The following is a 20,844-nucleotide window of genomic DNA, read 5'->3' on the forward strand; positions in this document are numbered from 1 at the left end:
TTCCGAAACCCCAATTGCGAAAGCAGTTGGGGTTTTGTTTTGCCCGCAGGAAAGTTCGTACGACATTCTCGGACGCCCTGCGGCTGTCCTCGCCTGCCGACAATGCTAAGGTTCAGCCCTAACTTTTGTACTTTTCCAAGGAAGCCTTCATGCCGGACACTCAGTCCCTCAACGCTGCATTCATGGTGGTTCAGAGCAACAGCCTGGACGAACTGCGCAGCCTTGTGATCAGCATAATGCGGCGCTATCCGCTGGCTCCCCTGGAGAACGAAATTGCGCTCGTGCAGAGCAACGGCATCGCTCAATGGCTCAAGCTGGCATTAGCCGAGGATCCTGAAGAGGATGACCTTGGCGGCTGCGGTATTGCCGCCGCAATTGATGTGCAGTTGCCGGGCAGTTTCATGTGGCAGCTTTACCGAATGGTCCTGGGGCGAGATGAGATCCCGGCAAAGTCCCTGCTCGACAAGGCACCTCTGACCTGGCGGTTGATGCGCTTGTTGCCGCAGGTCATCGACCTGCCGCATTTCGAACCGCTGCAACGATTCCTGACCCATGACACCGACTTACGCAAGCGCTACCAGCTGTCCGAGCGTCTGGCTGATCTATTCGATCAGTATCAGGTGTACCGTGCCGACTGGCTCGAGGATTGGGCCGAGGGGCGTCATCAACTACGAAATGTCAGAGGTGAAATAAAACCGCTGCCCATCACCAGTTGCTGGCAGGCGGAGCTGTGGCGCGCATTGCTTGAGGATGTCGGTGAACAAGGTATGGCTCAAAGCCGTGCGGGCGTGCACCAGCGATTCATCGAGTGCATCAACAACCTTGAAAAAGCACCGACAGGTTTGCCTTCACGAGTAATCGTTTTCGGAATTTCCTCACTGCCTGCGCAAGTACTCGAAGCATTGGCAGGGCTGGCCCGTTTCAGCCAGGTCCTGCTCTGTGTCCACAACCCTTGCCGTTATCATTGGGCCGATATCGTTGCCGACAAGGATCTGTTGCGCCATCAATACAAACGTCAGGCTCGCAAGAACGGCATGCCCGTGGTTCTGGATTCTGAATCACTGCATCAACATGCCCACCCGCTACTGGCAGCCTGGGGCAAGCAAGGTCGTGACTACATCAATCTGCTCGACAGCTATGACGACCCCGGCAGCTATCGCGCGGCATTTCGCAATGGTCGTATCGATCTGTTCAGCGAATCAGTCCCGCAAAATATGCTCAATCAACTGCAAGATGACATTCTGGAGCTGCGCCCACTCGACGAGACGCGTGAGCTCTGGCCCGACGTCGATCTGAAGCAGGACCAGTCGATTCGATTCCACATTGCCCATAGTGCCCAGCGTGAAGTGGAGATTCTCCACGATCAGCTTCTGGCCCGCTTCAGCGCCAATCCCGAACTGCGCCCGCGCGATGTGATCGTGATGGTGCCTGATATCGACAGCTATGCACCGCATGTCCGTGCGGTGTTCGGGCAGCTGGATCGTCATGATCCACGGTTCATTCCTTTCACACTGGCAGACCAGGGGCAACGCGGTCGCGATCCATTACTGATCGCAGTCGAACATTTGCTCAAGCTGCCAGACAGTCGTTTCCCCGTCAGCGAAATCCTCGACTTGCTCGATGTTCCAGCGTTACGCGCACGGTTCGGAGTGGAGGAGCGGGACTTGCCGACTCTGCATCGCTGGATCGAAGGCGCCGGTGTGCGTTGGGGGATGGACGCTGATCAGCGCGCCGGACTGGGATTGCCAAATGAACTGGAGCAGAACAGCTGGCGTTTCGGCCTGAGGCGGATGCTCCTCGGGTATGCGGTTGGCGACTCAAGTGCCTGCGCGGGTATTGAGCCCTACGATGAAATTGGCGGTCTCGATGCCGCATTGATCGGTCCTCTGGTTGCCTTGCTGGATGCCTTGGAGTACTCGCACCAGCAGTTGCTGAAGCCTGCGAAACCTCAAGAGTGGGGGAGCCGGTTACAGGTACTGATGCAGGTGTTTTTCAAAGCGAGCAATGAGCATGACGACTACTTGCTGACCCAGCTTGAAGAGCTGCGTGAAACATGGCTGGAAACCTGCGAGTCTGTCGGACTGGAAGACGAGTTGCCGCTGACCGTTGTTCGCGAGGCCTGGCTGGCTGGACTGGATCAGGGGCGCCTTTCTCAACGCTTTCTGGCCGGAGCGGTGAACTTCTGTACCCTGATGCCGATGCGGGCAATTCCATTCAAGCTGGTTTGCCTTCTGGGCATGAACGATGGCGATTATCCCCGGGCACAACCACCGCTGGACTTCGACCTCATGGGCAGCGATTACCGGCCAGGAGATCGCTCCCGCCGTGAGGATGATCGCTATCTGTTGCTCGAAGCACTGTTGTCCGCGCGTCATCAGCTCTACATCAGTTGGGTTGGACGCAGTATTCGTGACAACAGTGAGCGGCCACCCTCGGTGCTGATCGGTCAGTTGCGCGATCATCTCGCCAACGGTTGGTGCACGACTGACGAAAGTGCGGATCTTTTGCATGCCATGACTCAGGAACATCCGCTGCAGCCATTCAGTTCACGTTACTTCCATGAGGGAAATGAACTGTTCAGCTACGCCAGCGAATGGCAGATGCTGCATCTACGTCATGAGCCTGTTGATGTGAAAGGAATACTTGAACCCCATGTCCAGGAGGAGCCGTTGAGTCTCGCACTGCTGCAGGATTTCCTGCGCAATCCGGTGCGACACTTTTTCACTCAGCGATTGAAGGTTTACTTTGAAGTGGCACAAGTACCTCAAGCCGATGAAGAACCCTTTGTCCTGGATGCGTTGCAGCGATATACCCTCAGCGACAGTTTGCTCGAAGCGGCCCTGAGACATCCGGAGAGTGTTGATCAGGCGCTTGAGGCTCAGGCTCGGCGCCTGCAAAACAGCGGGCTGCTGCCCATGGCGGGATTTGGTGAGTGCCTGCAGCGAGAGTTGATCGAACCGCTTCCTGATTTGCTGCAACGCTATCAGCAGCTACTGACGCTTTGGCCGACTCCGTTGACCAGCGCGATCCCGATCAATCATGAATGTCAGGGATTACGCCTGGAAGGATGGCTTGGTGGTCTGCATCAACGCGCCGATGGCGGTGTGCTGTCGGTGACGACGATCCCCAACAGTATCGGTTCGATCAAGAACCGCAAATGGCACCGTCTGACCAAATCATGGGTCAATCATCTGGTCGCTTGTGCGAGTGGGCTTTCTCTGACTACGGCGCTGGTCGCCAGTGACGACACCCTTTTGCTTGAACCAATGGAGCAGGATCGGGCCTGGAGAATACTCGAAGACCTGCTGCTCGCCTGGCAGTCAGGAATGCGTCAACCGCTCCCGGTGGCGGTGAAAACCGCTTTTGCATGGCTGGGCCAGAATGACCCGCTGAAGGCTGAAGCCGCTGCCCGTAAAGCCTATGAAGGTGATGGCCAGACCAGCGAAGGTGAGCGACGCGAAAGCCCCGCATTGGCCCGTCAATTCCCGGATTACGATGCATTGTTGGCCGAAGAGACATTCCCCGATTGGTGCAACGCTTTATACCGCCCAGTGCTCGAAGCCCCTTGGCAATCCTTGGCCAGCGCGGGGGGACGTTCATGAGCGCAAAGCAGCCTCTTGCCCTGGCGTTTCCGTTAAAGGGCAGTCAACTGATCGAGGCCAGTGCGGGTACTGGCAAGACATTTACAATCTCCGCGTTGTATCTGCGCCTGATCCTTGGTCACGGAGGTGATGCGAGTGGCTTCGGTCGCGAGCTGCTGCCACCGCAGATTCTTGTGGTGACCTTCACCGATGCGGCGACCAAGGAGTTGCGCGAACGTATTCGCACACGCCTGGCCGAGGCCGCACGCTTCTTCCGTGACGAGACGCCGCCTCCCGATACGTTGATTGATGAGTTGCGCGCGCAGTTCGACCCTCAGCAATGGCCCGGTTGCGCCAATCGTCTGGACATCGCCGCGCAATGGATGGACGAGGCTGCCGTCTCGACGATCCACAGCTGGTGTCAGCGAATGCTGCGCGAACACGCATTCGACAGCGGTAGTCTGTTTACCCAGACCCTCGAAACCGATCACAGCGATCTGTTGGGCGAAGTGCTCCGCGATTACTGGCGCCTGTTCTGCTATCCGATGCAGGGGGATGTACTGAATTGGGTTCGCAGTCACTGGGGTGGTCCGGCCGCTTTGTTGCCTCGCGTACGTGCTCTCTTCGGTACCGAACGTAATGGAGCAGAAGGCAGATCTCCGGCCGAATTGATCGAAGAATGCCTGCAAGAACGTCGAGCAGCATTGGTTGAATTGAAAAAGCCCTGGCAGCGGTGGGCGGATGAGCTGCTCGCCATTTGTCATCAGGGCGTCGCCAGCAAGACAGTCGACGGGCGCAAGATGCAGGCTCGCTACTTCGAGCCCTGGTTCGAGAAACTCAAGGCCTGGGCTGAAGACGAGTCACTGGAGCAACTGGATATCGGTACCGGATTTACCCGGCTCACGCCTGACGGCATGGCCGAGGCCTGGAAAGGCGAGCCACCGAGCCATCCGGGACTGGACGCCATGCAGGCACTCAAATCAAGCCTCGATGAGCTGCCAACCCCCGACGCAGCGGTGCTGCAGCACGCCGCCAAATGGGTGGGCGAGCGCTTTGAAGAAGAAAAGCGTCGACGTGCCGAAATGGGTTTCGACGACATGCTGCTGCGACTCGACGCAGCCTTGCAATCCGAAGGCGGCGAGCGCCTCGCCACGCTTATTCGCGAGCAGTTTCCGGTCGCCCTGATCGATGAATTTCAGGATACGGATCCGGTGCAGTACCGGATCTTCGAGAACATCTATCGCATCGAGGAAAACAATCCTGAGACCGGTCTGTTCCTGATCGGTGATCCGAAGCAGGCGATCTATGCCTTCCGTGGCGCAGACATCTACACCTACCTGCGCGCGCGAATAGCCACCACCGGGCGGCTACATACGTTGGGCACAAACTTCCGCTCCAGTCATGGAATGGTCCGTGCGGTGAACCAGGTGTTCGAGCGCGCGGAATCCCGTGAACAGGGACGCGGCGCGTTTCTGTTTCGAGAGAAAAACGGTGACAACCCGGTGCCGTTTCAGCCCGTGGATTCTCAGGGGCGCAAGGAGTATTTGCAGATTTCCGGGCAAGACGTCCCGGCGCTGAATATCTGGCATTTATCCACCGAGCAACCAGTCTCTGGTGTGGTCTATCGCCAGCAGATGGCGGCGGCCTGCGCCAGTGAAATCACTGCCCTGCTCAATGGCGGACAAGCCGGCAGCGCTGGTTTCGCGCAGGACGGCAAGGATTTTCGCGGGGTGCAACCGGCGGACATCGCAATTCTTGTGCGTGACGGCAAAGAGGCCCAAGCGATACGCGGTGAGCTTGCTGCCCGAGGGGTGCGCAGTGTTTACCTGTCGGACAAGGATTCTGTCTTCGCGGCTCAAGAGGCCCATGATCTGCTGGCCTGGCTCAAGGCCTGTGCCGAACCGGATGTCGAGCGCTCGTTGAAGGCAGCCCTGGCCTGCACCACATTGAACCTGCCGTTGACTGAGCTGGAGCGCCTGAATCAGGACGAACTGGTCTGGGAAGCACGCGTCATGCAGTTCCGAGCCTATCGCGAGATCTGGCGCAAACAAGGCGTGCTGCCGATGTTGCGGCGTTTTCTGCATGACTTCCATCTGCCGCAAACCTTGATCGCGCGCAGTGATGGTGAGCGGGTGCTGACTAACCTGTTGCACCTGTCGGAGCTGATGCAGCAGGCGGCCTCCGAACTCGATGGCGAACAGGCGCTGATCCGGCATTTGGCCGAGCACCTTGCGTTGTCCGGTCAAGCGGGTGAGGAGCAGATCCTGCGCCTTGAAAGCGACGAGCAACTGGTCAAGGTCGTGACGATCCACAAGTCCAAGGGGCTTGAGTATCCGTTGGTGTTTCTGCCTTTTATCTGCTCGGCCAAACCCGTGGACGGCAGCCGGCTGCCGTTGCATTACCACGATGCATCCGGCAAGGCTCAGGTCAGTCTCAAACCTGATGCCGAGCTGATTGCCCTGGCCGACAATGAGCGGCTGGCGGAGGACCTGCGTTTGCTCTACGTCGCTCTGACCCGGGCACAACATGCCTGCTGGCTTGGCGTGACGGACCTCAAGCGCGGCAATAACAGCAGCTCGGTCCTGCATCTTTCAGCACTTGGTTATCTGGTGGGTGGTGGCGCGTCATTGAGTGAGTCCAGCGGTCTGACTCGCTGGCTCGACGATCTGCAGCAACATTGCCCTGCGCTGAGCATCGTTGAAATGCCCCTGGCAACCAGCGAAAGCTACCAGCCGCCACGCAACGAAGCGATCCCAAGTGCCACGTTGATCCCCAAACGCAAGGCCAGCGAAAACTGGTGGATCGCCTCTTACAGTGCCTTGCGCATCAGTGACGTGTTGAGCGTGGGCAGTGATGAAGCACCGGACAGCCCGCAAGCGCAGAAACTGTTCGACGACGAGCGCCTTGAGCCCGATGCCCCTCGCGAGATCATTCCGGGAGGGGCCGAGATTCACCGCTTCCCCCGAGGACCGAATCCGGGGACGTTCCTCCACGGACTGCTCGAATGGGCAGGTGATGAAGGGTTCGCGGTTTCACGTGAGGCACTGGAAGACGCGATCGCTCGACGCTGCAATCGACGCGGCTGGGAAGGCTGGATCACGACCCTCAGCGACTGGCTGCAGCACCTGCTCAAATCACCGATGCCCGCAGGCACCGGTCGACTACCGGTCGTGTTGGAGCAATTGAAACAGTATCGGGTCGAGATGGAGTTCTGGTTCGCCAGCCACAAAGTCGATGTCGTCAGACTCGACGAGCAGGTACGCAAGTTCACCCACAACGGTGTTGCCCGGGTCGCCGCCGAAGCGGTGCAACTCAACGGCATGTTCAAAGGTTTCATCGACCTGACCTTTGAACTTGACGGTCGTTACTATGTGGCGGACTACAAATCCAACTGGCTGGGCGTCGATGACGCCGCCTACACCGACCAGGCCATGGAACAGTCGATTCTGGAAAACCGTTACGACCTGCAATACGTGCTGTATCTGCTGGCACTGCATCGTCAGCTCAAGGCTCGCCTCGCCGATTATGATTACGACCGGCATGTTGGCGGTGCGCTGTATCTGTTCCTGCGGGGCTCTCGTGCTGACAGCGGTGGTGTGTATTTCGTGCGGCCGCCGCGAGAACTGATCGAGCGTCTGGATCGGATGTTCCAGGGCAAACCGGAACCGAAAGCCGAGCCCGCGTGGGAACAGGGAGAATTGCTATGAGCCGCACCATCGCGGATTTTCCGCCGGTTTCACTGGATGCCGACGGCCTCGCGCAGCTCACCCCTCTGACGCGAGCCCATGACCTGTTGCAGCTACTGAACCTCTGGGTCGAGCGTGGATGGCTGCGGGCGCTGGACAAGGCATTCGTGGCATTTCTTTACGAGTTGGCGCCTGACGTTGATCCGTTGGTATTACTTGCCGCCGCGTTGACCAGTCATCAACTCGGCCACGGTCATGTGTGTCTGGATTTGTTCGAAACCCTCAAGGCCCCGGACTTCGCCCTGTCCCTGCCGCCGGAGGGTGACGTGCAATCGGGTGTGTTGTTGCTGCCATCGCAATTGCTTGAAACCCTGGAAGGGGCGCACTGGTGCAGGGTGCTGGCTGGCAGCTCGCTGGTGGCGCTGGCTGCCGACGACAATGAGTCTGCACGGCAATGTCCTCTGGTGCTGTCCGGTAAGCGCCTGTACTTGCGGCGGTACTGGGCCTATGAGCGACGCATCGACACTGCTCTGCGTCAGCGCTTGGCGGAGCATGAGCCGACGCCGGGCGATCTGTCGCAGCGGCTGGACGAGTTGTTCGGATCGGCAAAGAATGCCGACGCCATCGACTGGCAGAAACTCGCCTGCGCACTGGCGACCCGAGGTGCCTTCAGCATCGTCACGGGCGGGCCGGGCACCGGCAAAACCACTACGGTGGTACGTTTGCTGGCGTTGCTTCAGGCCCCGGCGGTCGAAGCCGGCCAGCCTCTGCGCATTCGCCTGGCCGCCCCCACGGGTAAGGCGGCTGCGCGGTTGACCGAGTCCATCAGCCAGCAAGTGCAATCGCTGAAAGTCGCCGACGCCGTTCGGGAAAAGATTCCTTCCGAGGTCACCACTGTTCACCGTTTGCTCGGCAGCCGTCCCGGCACCCGACACTTCCGTCACCATGCCGGGAACCGTCTGCCGCTGGATGTGTTGGTGGTCGACGAAGCGTCCATGATCGATCTGGAAATGATGGCCAACCTCCTTGATGCGTTGCCGTCGCACGCTCGTCTGGTGTTGCTGGGCGACAAGGATCAACTGGCCTCCGTCGAGGCCGGTGCGGTGCTGGGGGATCTGTGCCGCGACGCCGAGGCGGGTTGGTACAGTCCGCAGACCCGCCAGTGGCTGGAGTCCGTTAGCGGTGAGTCCTTGCAGGACAGCGGTTTGCATGAGGACATCGACGGTACACACCCGTTGGCGCAGCAAGTGGTGATGTTGCGTCACTCGCGGCGTTTCGGCGAGGGCAGTGGCATCGGCCAGCTCGCGCGTCGGGTGAATCAGCAATTGCCGGATGAGGCTCGCCAGCTGTTGGCTGGGCGAAGCCATGACGACGTGTATTCACTGGCGCTCAAAGGTGAGCAGGACCACGCACTGGAGCGGCTTGTTCTGGAAGGGCATGGCGATGGCCCCCACGGGTATCGGCATTACCTGAGCGTTCTGCGCAATCAGCGTCCGCCTGCCGGAGCTCCCCTTGAGCATCCAGGTTGGCTCGATTGGGCGCGTGAGGTCTTGCAGGCGTTCGATACTTTTCAGCTGCTGTGCGCGGTGCGTAAAGGGCCGTGGGGCGTCGAGGGGTTGAACCAGCGCATCACCGACGCGCTGCTCAAGGCGCGGCTGATCGACAGCGACCAGCAATGGTATGAAGGTCGCCCGGTGCTGATGACCCGCAATGACTATGGCTTGGGGCTGATGAACGGTGACATCGGCATTGCTCTCAAGCTGCCCGAGCGTGATGGGCCGAACGCCGGTGAAGCGGTCCTTCGGGTGGCGTTCCCGCGTAACGACGGGCGCGGCGGAGTACGGTTCGTGTTGCCGAGCCGGCTCAATGATGTGGAAACCGTGTATGCGATGACGGTGCACAAGTCGCAAGGCTCGGAGTTTGCCCATACCGCGCTGATCCTTCCGGACGCCTTGAATCCGGTGTTGACCAAAGAGCTGATCTACACCGGCATTACCCGAGCCAAGCACTGGTTCACCTTGATCGAACCGCGAGCCGGGGTGTTTGAAGAGGCGGTGCAGCGCAAGGTCAAGCGCTTGAGCGGTCTGATGCTGGAACTGGAGGAGGGTGTGGGACCTCGATAATGAAAATGCTGACGGATCCCGGCGTTATCTGACCAGCCGGTCAGAGGGTGCTGTATCGCTGGCGTTCCAACGCTGTGCTATCGTTGCGGCATCATCTCGTTACGATCCAAGAGAATCCCTGCATGAAGCTGGCTGTCTGGGCGACAGAGCGCGTAGTTGGCAGCAAGCAAGTGTTGCTTGCCGGTCTGCTCTGTTTGCTCACGGGTGTGGCTGCTGCCCAGCCGCAAACACCGGTCGGTATGGCCGAGCAACGGGCAAAATCCGTTACTCAGGTGGTCCTCGGCATTCTCAGTTATGCCCGCTGGCCGGTTGAACCTGCACAATTGCGCCTGTGCATCGTCGGTCCCACCGAATACACCGACGACCTGGTGAAAGGCACGACCCAGGCCACGGGCCGACCTGTCACGGTGCGTCGCCTGCTGGCCGACAACCCGTCTATCGTCAGCGAGTGCGATGCGGTGTACATCGGCAAACTCACCGCCGATGAGCGCAGCCGACTGTTCGCTTCGCTGATTGGCCACCCGGTATTGAGCATCAGCGAGGGCGGCGATCAGTGCACGGTCGGCAGTCTGTTCTGTCTGCGAGTCGGTGATGAGCAGGTGTCGTTCGAGGTCAATCTCGACTCCGTCGCCCGCAGCGGCGTGCGCATTCATCCGAGCGTGCTGCAGTTGTCGCGCCGCAAGCCGGCGGCCCCATGAGACGCAACAAATCCACAGGGCGTCCGACCCTGGGTTCGGTCATCGGTCGCGGGCATTTGATTGTCGCGCTGGTTGCCGTGGGAATGGCCAGTGTGTCCCTGACCCTGCTCGGCGTGCTGGCGCTGCGGGTCTATGCCGATCACAACCTGCACCTGATCGCTCGTTCGATCAGTTACACCGTGGAAGCGGCGGTGGTGTTCAACGACAAGCCTGCCGCGACGGAAGCGCTGGCGTTGATCGCCTCGACCGAAGAGGTGGCGGACGCGCAGGTGCTGGACAGCCAGGGCCAGGAGCTTGCGCGTTGGCAGCGTCCGGAGAACGGCTTGTTTTCCGGGCTGGAAATGCAGATAACGCGGGTCGTTCTGGAAAAACCGATCAGCCTGCCGATCCTGCATCAGGATCGCGAGATCGGTCGGATCCTGCTGACGGGGCACGGCGGCAGCTTGATGCAGTTTCTGTTGAGCGGTCTGGCGGGCATCATTCTCTGCACCGCGATCAGCGCCTGGGTGGCGCTCTATCTGGCGCGCCGTCAGTTGCGCGGGATCATCGGCCCGCTGCACAGCCTGGCGGGAGTCGCCCACGCCGCCCGCAGTGAGCGGGCGCTCGACCGGCGCGTACCTCCGGCGAAAATCGCCGAACTCGACAACCTCGGTAATGACTTCAATGCCCTGCTCGATGAGCTGGAGTCCTGGCAGACCCACCTGCAAAGCGAGAACGAAACCCTCGCCCATCAGGCCAGCCACGACAGCCTCACCGGATTGCCCAATCGCGCGTTCTTCGAAGGCCGTCTGATCCGCGCACTACGCAGCGCCAGCAAACTCAACGAGCGGATGGCGGTGCTGTTTCTCGACAGTGACCGTTTCAAGGGCATCAACGACAGTTTCGGTCATGCCGCCGGCGATGCGGTGCTGGTGGCGGTGGCTAACCGGATTCGGGCGCAGTTACGCGAAGAGGATCTGGTGGCGCGTCTGGGCGGCGATGAGTTTGCCGTTTTGCTGACGCCGTTGCACAAGACCGAAGACGCCGAGCGCATTGCCGACAAGATCCTCGCCAGCATGGACACCCCGATTGCATTGCCGGGCGACACCAGTGTGGTGACCTCGCTCAGTATCGGCATTGCGGTTTACCCCGATCATGGCGCCACGCCCGGCACCTTGCTTGATGCGGCTGACGCCGCCATGTATCAAGCCAAGCGCCTGTCGCGTGGCGCCCAATTCACGGCCGGGTCGGAGCACCCGGTCGATCCCGTTCAAACCAGGAGCTAATGCCCGTGTTCTCACTTTCCGTTCGACTGTTTTCCACACTGATGTTGATGGCCATGTTGGCCCTGACCGGATGCCAGACCGCCCCGCAAAAAGGCCTGACGCCAGCGCAGATTGCCGTGCTCAAACAGCAAGGCTTTGAGCTGACCGACGATGGCTGGGAATTCGGCCTGTCGGGCAAAGTGCTGTTTGGCAGCGACATCGAAAGCCTGAACAAGCAAAGTACCGAAATCGTCGAGCGTATCGGCAAAGCCTTGTTGAGTGTCGGCATCGAACGGGTGCGAGTGGATGGTCACACCGATGCCTCGGGCAAGGAAAGCTACAACCAGCAGCTGTCGCTGCGCCGAGCGAAAAGCGTCGGTAAAGTGCTGACCACGGTCGGCATGAAGGAAGAGAACATTCAGCTGCAAGGCCTCGGCAGCCGCGAACCGGTGGCCTCCAACGACACCGTTGCCGGCCGCACCGAAAACCGCCGGGTATCGATCGTGGTCAGCGCCGATTAATCGGCGAACTGCATCTCCCGGGTCTGCCCCATCAACAGCGCCTGATTGCGCTCGGTCACTTCGCGGATGTAATCCCACAACAGGGTGATCCGCTTGAGCTTGCGCAAGTCCTCCCGGCAGTACATCCAGAACTGCCGGGTGATGTCGATTTCCTCCGGCAGCACCGGTAACAGGCGTGGGTCCTGGGCCGCGAGGAAACACGGCAGAATCGCCAGCGAGCGCCCCTGCTGCGCCGCCACGAATTGTGCGATCACGCTGGTGCTGCGCAAATTGGCGCTGGCGCCGGGCACCACGTTCGCCAGATACAGCAGCTCCGAGCTGAACGCCAGGTCATCCACGTAACTGATGAATTGATGCTTGCCCAGGTCCGCGGGGCGGCGGATCGGCGGGTGTTTGTCGAGGTATTCCTGGGTCGCGTAGAGCTGCAAGCGGTAGTCGCAGAGTTTGCAGCATACATACGGCCCGTGTTCCGGGCGTTCGAGGGCGATGACGATGTCGGCCTCGCGTTTGGACAGGCTGATGAAGTGCGGCAGCGGCAGGATGTCCACCGAAATTGCCGGGTAGGCGTCGACGAAGTGGCTCAGTTGCGGCGTGATAAAGAAACTGCCGAAACCTTCAGTGCAGCCCATCCGCACATGCCCGGAAAGTGCGACACCGGAGCCGGACACCTGTTCGCAGGCCATGTGCAGTGTGCTTTCGATCGACTCGGCGTAGCTCAGCAGACGCTGGCCTTCGGCGGTCAGCACGAAACCGCTGGTGCGGGACTTTTCGAACAGCAATGTGCCCAACGCCGCCTCCAGCGAACTGATTCGCCGCGACACCGTTGTGTAGTCCACCGCCAGGCGTTTGGCCGCAGTGCTGGCCTTGCGGGTACGGGCGACTTCGAGGAAAAACTTGAGGTCGTCCCAGTTCAGCGAGCCTAACGACGTGATGTTTTTTTGCATGATGGACGGGCTTATATGTGCGTTCTTATTAGAAGTTTGCACATCTATACTCCAAAAACAGTCCGACAACCAATTCGTGACACACGCCTCATCTCAAGGCGAACCCTTCGCCTTGGCTCCTAAGATAAAAACAAGTTCTGGAGACCAGCATGAACGCATCGCTTACGCCCAACGAAACCACGATCCAGAAGGTCAAACTGCTGATCGACGGCGAGTGGGTCGAGTCGCAGACCGCCGAGTGGCATGACATCGTCAACCCGGCGACCCAGCAGGTGCTGGCCAAAGTCCCGTTTGCCACTGCCGCTGAAGTCGACGCTGCCGTCAGTGCTGCCCAGCGTGCCTTCCAGACCTGGAAGCTGACCCCGATCGGCGCGCGCATGCGCATTATGCTCAAGCTGCAAGCGTTGATCCGCGAACACTCCAAACGCATCGCCGTGGTGCTGAGCGCCGAACAGGGCAAGACCATTGCCGATGCTGAAGGCGATATTTTCCGTGGCCTGGAAGTGGTCGAGCACGCGTGCTCCATCGGCAGCCTGCAAATGGGCGAGTTCGCCGAAAACGTTGCCGGCGGCGTCGACACTTACACCCTGCGCCAGCCGATCGGCGTCTGCGCCGGCATTACGCCGTTCAACTTCCCGGCAATGATTCCGCTGTGGATGTTCCCGATGGCCATCGCCTGCGGCAACACCTTCGTGCTCAAGCCGTCCGAACAGGATCCGCTGTCGACCATGCTGCTGGTGGAACTGGCGATTGAGGCCGGCGTTCCGGCGGGTGTGCTCAACGTCGTGCACGGTGGCAAGGACGTGGTCGATGGCCTGTGCACCCACAAGGACATCAAGACGATTTCGTTCGTCGGTTCGACCGCCGTCGGCACCCACGTTTATGACCTGGCCGGTAAACACGGCAAGCGCGTGCAATCGATGATGGGCGCGAAGAACCACGCCGTGGTGCTGCCGGACGCCAATCGCGAGCAAGCGCTCAATGCCCTGGTCGGCGCCGGTTTCGGTGCGGCCGGTCAGCGTTGCATGGCCACGTCGGTGGTGGTGCTGGTGGGGGCCGCCAAACAATGGTTGCCGGATCTGAAAGCGCTGGCGCAGAAACTCAAGGTCAACGCCGGCAGCGAGCCGGGCACCGATGTTGGTCCGGTCATTTCGAAAAAGGCCAAGGCGCGGATTCTCGATCTGATCGAAAGCGGTATCAAGGAAGGCGCCAAACTCGAGCTGGACGGTCGCGACATCAGCGTGCCGGGCTACGAGAAAGGCAACTTCGTCGGCCCGACCCTGTTCTCCGGGGTGACCACCGACATGCAGATCTACACCCAGGAAATTTTCGGCCCGGTACTGGTGGTGCTGGAAGTCGACACCCTCGATCAGGCCATTGCGCTGGTCAACGCCAACCCGTTCGGCAACGGCACGGGCCTGTTCACCCAGAGCGGCGCGGCGGCGCGTAAATTCCAGAATGAAATCGACGTCGGTCAGGTCGGCATCAACATCCCGATTCCAGTGCCGGTGCCGTTCTTCAGCTTTACCGGTTCGCGCGGTTCGAAACTCGGCGACCTCGGCCCGTACGGCAAGCAAGTGGTGCAGTTCTACACCCAGACCAAAACGGTCACGGCGCGCTGGTTCGATGACGACAGCGTCAACGACGGCGTGAACACCACCATTAACCTGCGCTGAGGAATGGCCATGAAAATCGCATTTATCGGTCTGGGCAACATGGGCGCGCCGATGGCGCGCAACCTGATCAAGGCCGGGCATTCGCTGAACCTGGTGGACCTGAACAAAACCGTGCTGGCGGAACTCGAGCAACTGGGCGGCACCATCCGCGCCTCGGCTCGCGAAGCCGCACAGGACGCGGAACTGGTGATCACCATGCTGCCGGCCGCCGTGCATGTGCGCAGCGTCTGGCTCGGTGAAGACGGTGTGCTCGCCGGGATCGGCAAAGGTGTGCCGGCAGTGGATTGCAGCACCATCGATCCGCAGACTGCTCGCGACGTGGCAGCGGCGGCTGCCAAACAAGGCGTGGCCATGGCCGATGCGCCAGTTTCCGGCGGCACCGGCGGCGCCACCGCAGGTACGTTGACCTTCATGGTCGGCGCCACCCCGGAACTGTTCGCCACTCTGCAACCGGTGCTGGCGCAAATGGGCCGCAACATCGTGCATTGCGGTGAAGTCGGCACCGGGCAGATCGCCAAGATCTGCAACAACCTGTTGCTCGCCATTTCGATGGTCGGCGTCAGCGAGGCGATGGCCCTCGGCGATGCGCTGGGGATCGACACTGGCGTGCTCGCCGGGATTATCAACAGCTCGACCGGCCGTTGCTGGAGCTCGGAAATGTACAACCCGTGGCCGGGCATCGTCGAAACGGCGCCGGCCTCGCGTGGTTACACCGGTGGTTTTGGCGCCGAGCTGATGCTCAAGGATCTGGGGCTGGCCACCGAGGCGGCGCGTCAGGCGCATCAACCGGTGGTGCTGGGCGCCGTGGCGCAGCAGTTGTATCAGGCGATGAGTCAGCGCGGGGAAGGTGGCAAGGACTTCTCGGCGATCATCAACAGCTATCGCAAGCCGCAGTAATCGTCGTCAGGCCTGTGTTCGTCACAGGCCTGCGCATCCAATGCAGTAGGTGTTGCCGGGAAATCGCGTCGGGTGGTTTCCCGGCTTTTTTGTATCAGGCGAACACGAAATATTTGCGCACGGTCTCGACCACTTCCCAGGTGCCCTTCATGCCTGGCTCGACCACGAAGATGTCGCCGGCGCGCAGGTGGATCGGCTCCATGCCGTCCGGGGTGATGATGCAGTAGCCCTCCTGGAAATGGCAGTACTCCCATTTCACGTAATCCACCCGCCACTTGCCTGGCGTGCAGATCCAGGTGCCCATGATCTTGCTGCCGTCTTCGCTGGTGTAGGCGTTGAGGTTGACGGTGTGCGGGTCGCCCTCGAGCTTCTCCCATTTGCAGGCGTCGAGTACTGGCAGCGGGTGGGTGTCGCGCAGAACGGTGATAGGTGCGGGCATGACGGCTCCAGGCCAAAGGCAGTTTGAGTCGCCACCCTAACGTTGGTCAGCGCCGTCGGAATGTCTGGGGTCGACCTCCAGATGCCTGTTAGCGCTGGAGGGGATCCCCCCTGAAACCGGCCACTTGCACCAATGCTGTGCATATATGACGGTTTTAATACAAGCGCGCACCATAAAAGTTCAATAAATTTTTAGACCAAAACGAGATAACCATCCGGGCACCTATTGCAAAACAAAATCGTCTGTACTATAACATTCGTACTAAAGGACAATCCCACCCTAATGGAGCTACACCAGAGTCACGGACAGACTTGAATCGGCTTTTCTTCACATAAAACTGACTTGGCCATCGGCGCAAGCGTGAACTTCTATCTGTTGTTAATGAATAACGACAATTGAATGAACCGGTCAGTTAATAAGTTGCGCAGACGCAATGTTGTGCGTGCTTTGAATAGAAGCCCTAAATAAACAGTTAATTATTATTTGTGCATCGGCGGAATTATATCTGCGGGATACGCACGCCTTTCGAATTTATATGTGCCCGGCATCAATGGAATGAGGCTTTATTGTGGACGACATAAACGTAATTGAAGTTTCGACGACCGTGAATGACGCGAGTGAGTTGGGCCGGCATGTCTGGATTCGTGCTGGCAGCCGCCTGCAAAACGTTCAGGTCGCCGATGATTGTTTCATTGGGTTCAAGTGTGATTTGCAGTTCGCCTCCATCGGCGCGTCCAGCATGCTGGCCACCGGTGCACGGTGCCTGGGCACTGCGCAATCACCGGTACACATTGCCGACAATGTCTGGCTGGGCGCCAAGGCCACCGTGACCGCGGGCGTTTCCATCGGCGCGGGAGCGGTGATCGCTGCCGGAGCGCTGGTGACTGCTGATGTACCGGCCGATGCCATCGTGGTCGGCCGCCCGGCGCGAGTCATTGCCCTGCGCACGGTGGTCGAGGACGGCCTGCCGAGCCCGGCGCCGGTGCTGGCGAAAGTCCGGGATCGTGCGCGCCAGGGCTTGCCGTCGATGCTCGATCGGTCGACGCAGTCGGTGCCGCGGCTCAAGGCGTTGAACCCCGACACCGCGACCTGGGACATCAGCGACGAAGCCTTGATTGATGCCGAATTGCGCGGCGGGGCTTCGGTGGAAATCGCCCGGGACTGCATTCTGATCGGACGCAGCAGCCGCCAGGGCGGCATGTCGCAACTGGGCGGCATCGAACTGGGCACTGGCGCTCGACTGGCGCCGGGCGTGGTTATCGAAGCGGCCGGTGGCGTGACCATCGGTGCCTTCAGCGAGCTGGCCGAAGGCGTCACGATTGTTGCGTCTACTCATGATCATTCGTTCCGCTCACTGCCTTGGGAGGAGGCACCTGTGCGCATTGGAAGTCGTTGCGTAATTGGCGAGGGCGCCATCTTGGTAGGTCCACTGAATATCGGTGACGGTGCAGTTATCAAGCCGTACTCAGTGGTGATAAGGGATGTATTGGAAAACACTGTGGTTCATGGCGTTGTTCAACTAATGGAGATTCAAGAATGATTTTATTTGCCCCCAATCCGACCGGTTCAGGCCACAACATGCGCGCGCTTTCGATCGCTCAGGCGATTAAAAAGCAACGTCCGGATATGCCATTGACCGTGGCGCTGGCTTCTTTGCAGCCCACCTTTACGCCGATGTTCGAAAAGTCCGGCGTTGAAGTGGTGGATATTGCCGGTCGTTTGGTCGATTACTCGAAAAAGAGCAACTTGTCGAAGGAACTCGACTGGAATAATTACATCGGCGGTTATATCGCCAATACCTTCTTGTCCGGTGAGCGGATTCTGTCTTACCTGGCCCTGATCGCCGAGTACAAGCCGACCGCCCTGGTGTCTGACTACAACATGGCCGCCTGCCTGGCCGCGATTTTCAGCGGCACGCCGCTGGTGTTCGTGACCGAGCGTTATGACTTCACACTCTGCCAGCTCCAGGATCACGACCTGGCCGACGGTGGTTTCGAAGTCAATGCGCTGGAAATGGCCCGGGCCCGTACCGCGCTGCACAGCCAGTTCAACTGGATGATCAATCAGAGCCAACTGGTGCTGACCGACAAGCCGTACGTGGCTTCCCTCGATCAGGGCACGCCGGTCGCCGAAGCGCTGATCAGCGGCAAAGCGCATTTTGTCGGGCCGATGATCCGCGACATCAATGTCCAGAGCGGTTTGAACGTTCGCGAGCAATTGAACCTGGGCGATGCGCCGTTCGTTGTTGCCTCGATCAGCGGCACCACGATGTTTGCGCAGAACAAGGACGCGCTGCTCGCCGCTTACCTCGACAGCTTCAAGGTCCTGCGCGAACGCAATCCGGAACTGAAACTGGTGTTGCTCGGCCGTCAGGATATCCAGGCCCAGGACGGCGTGGTTTGCGTACCGTATTACCCGGACTGGATGGGCCTGCTGCGCGAAGCCAGTCTGCTGATTTCGGCGCCGGGCTGGATCACCGTGACGGAAATCGCCGCGCTGCAGATTCCGACCCTGTTCGTGCTGCCGTCCAAATCCGAATACCACGAACTCGAAGCGCTGCGCCGCCTGGAGCTGCTCGGTTTCCCGACGCATCTGGGTCACGATCGCGATGCCATCGTCGAGCTGATTCAGGGCGAACTGGAGAAAGACACTCGCGCTTGCGCCTACTACGCGCCTCATCGTCAAGTGGCCGCGCCGGACGGCGAAGGTGCTGCCCGTGCCGCCATGCGCATCATCGAATTGTGTCAGGGCAGCGTTGTGTCGCTGACTGAAAGCAAAGCCGCTTAACCTCAAGGAAGAGGGATTTACCATGCCGCTGCATCCGCAGTTTGTATTTGATCAAGGCCTCAAGGACATTGAGTACGGCGGTTTTTTTGCTGTCACCGATGCCAGTGGCGAAGTCGCGATTTCCACTGACAAGCAGTTGCAGGATCAGGTCGCGGCCACGCTCTACCAAGCCGACCACGGTGACGATGTTCAACTGCGTTTTGCCCACGACGGGTTGATGCGTTTGTACGATGCGCCGAACGCTGGTTTTCACGAGCTCGCTGACCGCTACTGGACGCCGCATGGTTCGGGGCGTTGCCGAACGCTGGCGCTGCAACTGGACGCATTGGCTGCGCTGATTGCCTATCAGCGTCGAGTGCCGCTGGACGCGGCGAACGATGCCGTGATCCACGGGATGCTGGAAAAAGTCGAAGCGCTTTACGCCCGTTCCACGGTTGCCGGCCTGTACAGCAGCGACTGGTCGACGCCGCTGGAGCTGGCGACCTCAATCGATCTGGACATCAGCGCCACGGCCTTGCTGGCGCGCATCGGCAACGAGCCGTTGGGTCTGGGGCTGGTCGGGCACTTGCAGATTCACGCAGAAAACCTGATCGGCCGCGTGGCCGGCAGTGACAGTGCATCCTGTGTCGATGTGTCCCTGACCCGCTGCGCCGTGCGCGCTCAGGTCAGCCTGGTGCTGGCGCGTCTGGCCGATGTGCGGGACGACAACGCGCTGTCGAATCTGGCCCGTTCGTTCCTGCTGCAAACCCTGTCACTGTTCCGCGACCCGGCCTACGGCGGGTACTGGGACCGGGTGGGCATCAACGGCAAAGTGCGTTGCGACTGGCACACCTCGTACAAGAACCACGAGTCGCCATTCCCGATCAAAACCGCCTACGACGTGGCGTTGCTGTTGCAGGCCATTCAGGCCTTGCCTTCCGGTGCCAGCGACGCTGACCGCTCTTCGGTGACCGCCGCCTTGCTGGAGTTCCATGACGCCCGCAATGGCGGACTGTTCATGGGCAAGGGCTACTTCTGGTCGACGCCTGATGACCCGACCGTGCCGTTCATTCGGCAGTTCTGGGCGCCGCCGCGTCAGCCGGGGATTTTCAGCATCGGCAACCTGACGTACCTGCCGTTGCACTTGAAGAGCCTGAAAACCCAGCTCGCCGCCGCCCACGCCTTGCAGGCCATCGAGCCGGCCGCTGCCGTGGCTCATCATGACGATGCGGCGTTGGTAAACCGTGAGCTGCAAGTGATCGATGGCGGTGGCGATGTGCAGCGCATTCACCCGAATGGCGTGCCGATCATCAATGTCGATCTGCAGCGTTATCTCGCGTGGCTGGCCAAGGCCCGGGCGTCGAATGAAACCCCTTACGGGCTGACCGCTGAAACCGCGCCGCTGGGTTTTCGTGCCGACAAAACCTGGCAGGTGTTTTCCGGGTTGCACGTGATTTCGGACTTGCACGCCCTGGGCCTGCAAATCGAAAACAAGGCCAGCCTGATCGACTGCATCAGGGCCTCGCAGAACACCGACGGTGGATTTGCCGAGCAGCCGGGGCACCTGAGCGATGTGTTCGCCACCTACTGCGCGGTGTTGTCGCTGCGGGTGCTGGGCGCGTTGCCGAACGATATCGGCGGCTGTGTGCGTTACCTGCAAGCATGTCAGAACCCCGATGGCGGGTTCGGCGATGTACCGGGTTTCGGCTCGGACATCTGGCACACCAACCTGGCGGTGTTGTCGCTGCATGCGCTGGAAGCCAAGGCGCCGGACGAGCAGGGCGTGATGGCGTTTGCCTTGCGCTGCCGCTCGGCCGATGGCGGTTTCGCCAATAAGCCTGGGTATCCGCCGGACGCCTTTTCGGTGTACCGCGTGGTGTCGACGCTGTTCATTCTCAACCGACGCATCGTCGATGCCGAACAGACCGTCGCCTGGCTGCAGAGCCTGCAACTGGCCAACGGTTCGTTCCACTATCGGCCGGGCAAAGCGGTCAGTCTGGTGGGGACTTACATGGCCATCGCGGCGATGTTTCTGCTCGACGCCCAGCCGACGTATTTGCAGGAATCGAAGGACTGGATCGCTTCCCATCAGAAACAGGACGGTGGTTTTGGCCCGCTCAATGCGACCTCGGCGACCACCGATGAAAGCTTCGTCTGCATCCAGACACTGCTGATTCTCGAGCAAGGTCTGTCGCAATACTGGGTGGCATTGTTGAACTGACCCGCACATGACGGCGGGCTGCATCGAAGGACGTTAAATCATCATTTT

At 60.1% G+C, this 20,844-nt stretch carries 13 protein-coding genes; 11 read left to right on the forward strand and 2 right to left on the reverse strand.

The genetic code is table 11. The features are described from left to right. The first annotated feature begins 149 nt into the window (after nucleotides 1-149). From recC to yfiB, 6 genes are all read left to right on the forward strand, one after another. Nucleotides 150-3,602 carry an exodeoxyribonuclease V subunit gamma gene (gene recC, locus AC1RR7_RS18550; RefSeq protein ID WP_493158119.1) on the forward strand — a complete coding sequence of 1,151 codons (3,453 nt, stop codon included), beginning with the start codon at nucleotides 150-152 and terminating at the stop codon, nucleotides 3,600-3,602. Then, nucleotides 3,599-7,288, forward strand: coding sequence for an exodeoxyribonuclease V subunit beta (gene recB, locus AC1RR7_RS18555; protein WP_493158120.1), 3,690 nt, complete (start codon nucleotides 3,599-3,601; stop codon nucleotides 7,286-7,288). Before recC ends, recB begins: the two co-directional genes overlap by 4 nt. Beyond that, nucleotides 7,285-9,390 (forward strand): exodeoxyribonuclease V subunit alpha, encoded by a 2,106-nt coding sequence (gene recD, locus AC1RR7_RS18560; protein WP_273538867.1) that lies wholly within the window; start codon nucleotides 7,285-7,287, stop codon nucleotides 9,388-9,390. Before recB ends, recD begins: the two co-directional genes overlap by 4 nt. Before the next feature lie 122 nt (nucleotides 9,391-9,512). Next, complete coding sequence (gene yfiR, locus AC1RR7_RS18565; protein ID WP_096818680.1) at nucleotides 9,513-10,088, forward strand: regulatory sequestration protein YfiR; 576 nt, start codon at nucleotides 9,513-9,515, stop codon at nucleotides 10,086-10,088. Then, the gene (gene dgcN, locus AC1RR7_RS18570) at nucleotides 10,085-11,353 is read left to right on the forward strand and encodes a diguanylate cyclase DgcN/YfiN (RefSeq protein ID WP_096818682.1); all 1,269 of its coding nucleotides are present in this window, start codon (nucleotides 10,085-10,087) and stop codon (nucleotides 11,351-11,353) included. Before yfiR ends, dgcN begins: the two co-directional genes overlap by 4 nt. Next, nucleotides 11,353-11,853: an outer membrane lipoprotein YfiB gene (yfiB, locus tag AC1RR7_RS18575; RefSeq protein WP_173861315.1), complete on the forward strand. Its 501-nt coding sequence runs from the start codon at nucleotides 11,353-11,355 to the stop codon at nucleotides 11,851-11,853. The genes dgcN and yfiB overlap by 1 nt, the downstream gene beginning before the upstream one ends. Here the strand turns inward: yfiB and AC1RR7_RS18580 are convergent. Beyond that, nucleotides 11,850-12,797: a LysR family transcriptional regulator gene (locus AC1RR7_RS18580; RefSeq protein WP_114881330.1), complete on the reverse strand. Its 948-nt coding sequence runs from the start codon at nucleotides 12,795-12,797 to the stop codon at nucleotides 11,850-11,852. The two genes, yfiB and AC1RR7_RS18580, sit on opposite strands and share 4 nt — an antisense overlap. 149 nt (nucleotides 12,798-12,946) lie before the next feature. On the opposite strand from AC1RR7_RS18580, the gene AC1RR7_RS18585 reads away from it, so the two are divergent. Then, the gene (locus AC1RR7_RS18585; RefSeq protein WP_493158121.1) at nucleotides 12,947-14,473 is read left to right on the forward strand and encodes a CoA-acylating methylmalonate-semialdehyde dehydrogenase; all 1,527 of its coding nucleotides are present in this window, start codon (nucleotides 12,947-12,949) and stop codon (nucleotides 14,471-14,473) included. Between the two features lie 9 nt (nucleotides 14,474-14,482). Next, entirely contained in the window at nucleotides 14,483-15,370 is an 888-nt protein-coding gene (mmsB, locus tag AC1RR7_RS18590; protein WP_192559705.1) for a 3-hydroxyisobutyrate dehydrogenase, read from the forward strand. A 94-nt stretch (nucleotides 15,371-15,464) separates the two neighbouring features. Here mmsB and AC1RR7_RS18595 read toward each other — a convergent pair whose 3' ends face one another. Further along, on the reverse strand, nucleotides 15,465-15,809 hold the full coding sequence (locus AC1RR7_RS18595; protein ID WP_493158122.1) for a cupin domain-containing protein: 345 nt from the start codon (nucleotides 15,807-15,809) through the stop codon (nucleotides 15,465-15,467). Between the two features lie 604 nt (nucleotides 15,810-16,413). Here AC1RR7_RS18595 and AC1RR7_RS18600 point away from each other — a divergent pair. Genes AC1RR7_RS18600 through AC1RR7_RS18610 form a run of 3 tightly spaced genes read left to right on the forward strand, consistent with a single transcriptional unit; the run spans nucleotide 16,414 to nucleotide 20,796 of the window. Then, nucleotides 16,414-17,349 (forward strand): acyltransferase, encoded by a 936-nt coding sequence (locus tag AC1RR7_RS18600; RefSeq protein ID WP_493158123.1) that lies wholly within the window; start codon nucleotides 16,414-16,416, stop codon nucleotides 17,347-17,349. Continuing rightward, nucleotides 17,346-18,596 carry a glycosyltransferase family 28 protein gene (locus AC1RR7_RS18605; protein ID WP_102619359.1) on the forward strand — a complete coding sequence of 417 codons (1,251 nt, stop codon included), beginning with the start codon at nucleotides 17,346-17,348 and terminating at the stop codon, nucleotides 18,594-18,596. Before AC1RR7_RS18600 ends, AC1RR7_RS18605 begins: the two co-directional genes overlap by 4 nt. A 22-nt stretch (nucleotides 18,597-18,618) precedes the next feature. Continuing rightward, a complete protein-coding gene (locus AC1RR7_RS18610; protein ID WP_493158124.1) occupies nucleotides 18,619-20,796 on the forward strand; it encodes a prenyltransferase/squalene oxidase repeat-containing protein in 2,178 nt (725 codons plus the stop codon). Nucleotides 20,797-20,844: the final 48 nt, after the last annotated feature.

The organism is Pseudomonas sp. GW821-FHT11G12, from assembly GCF_058808055.1.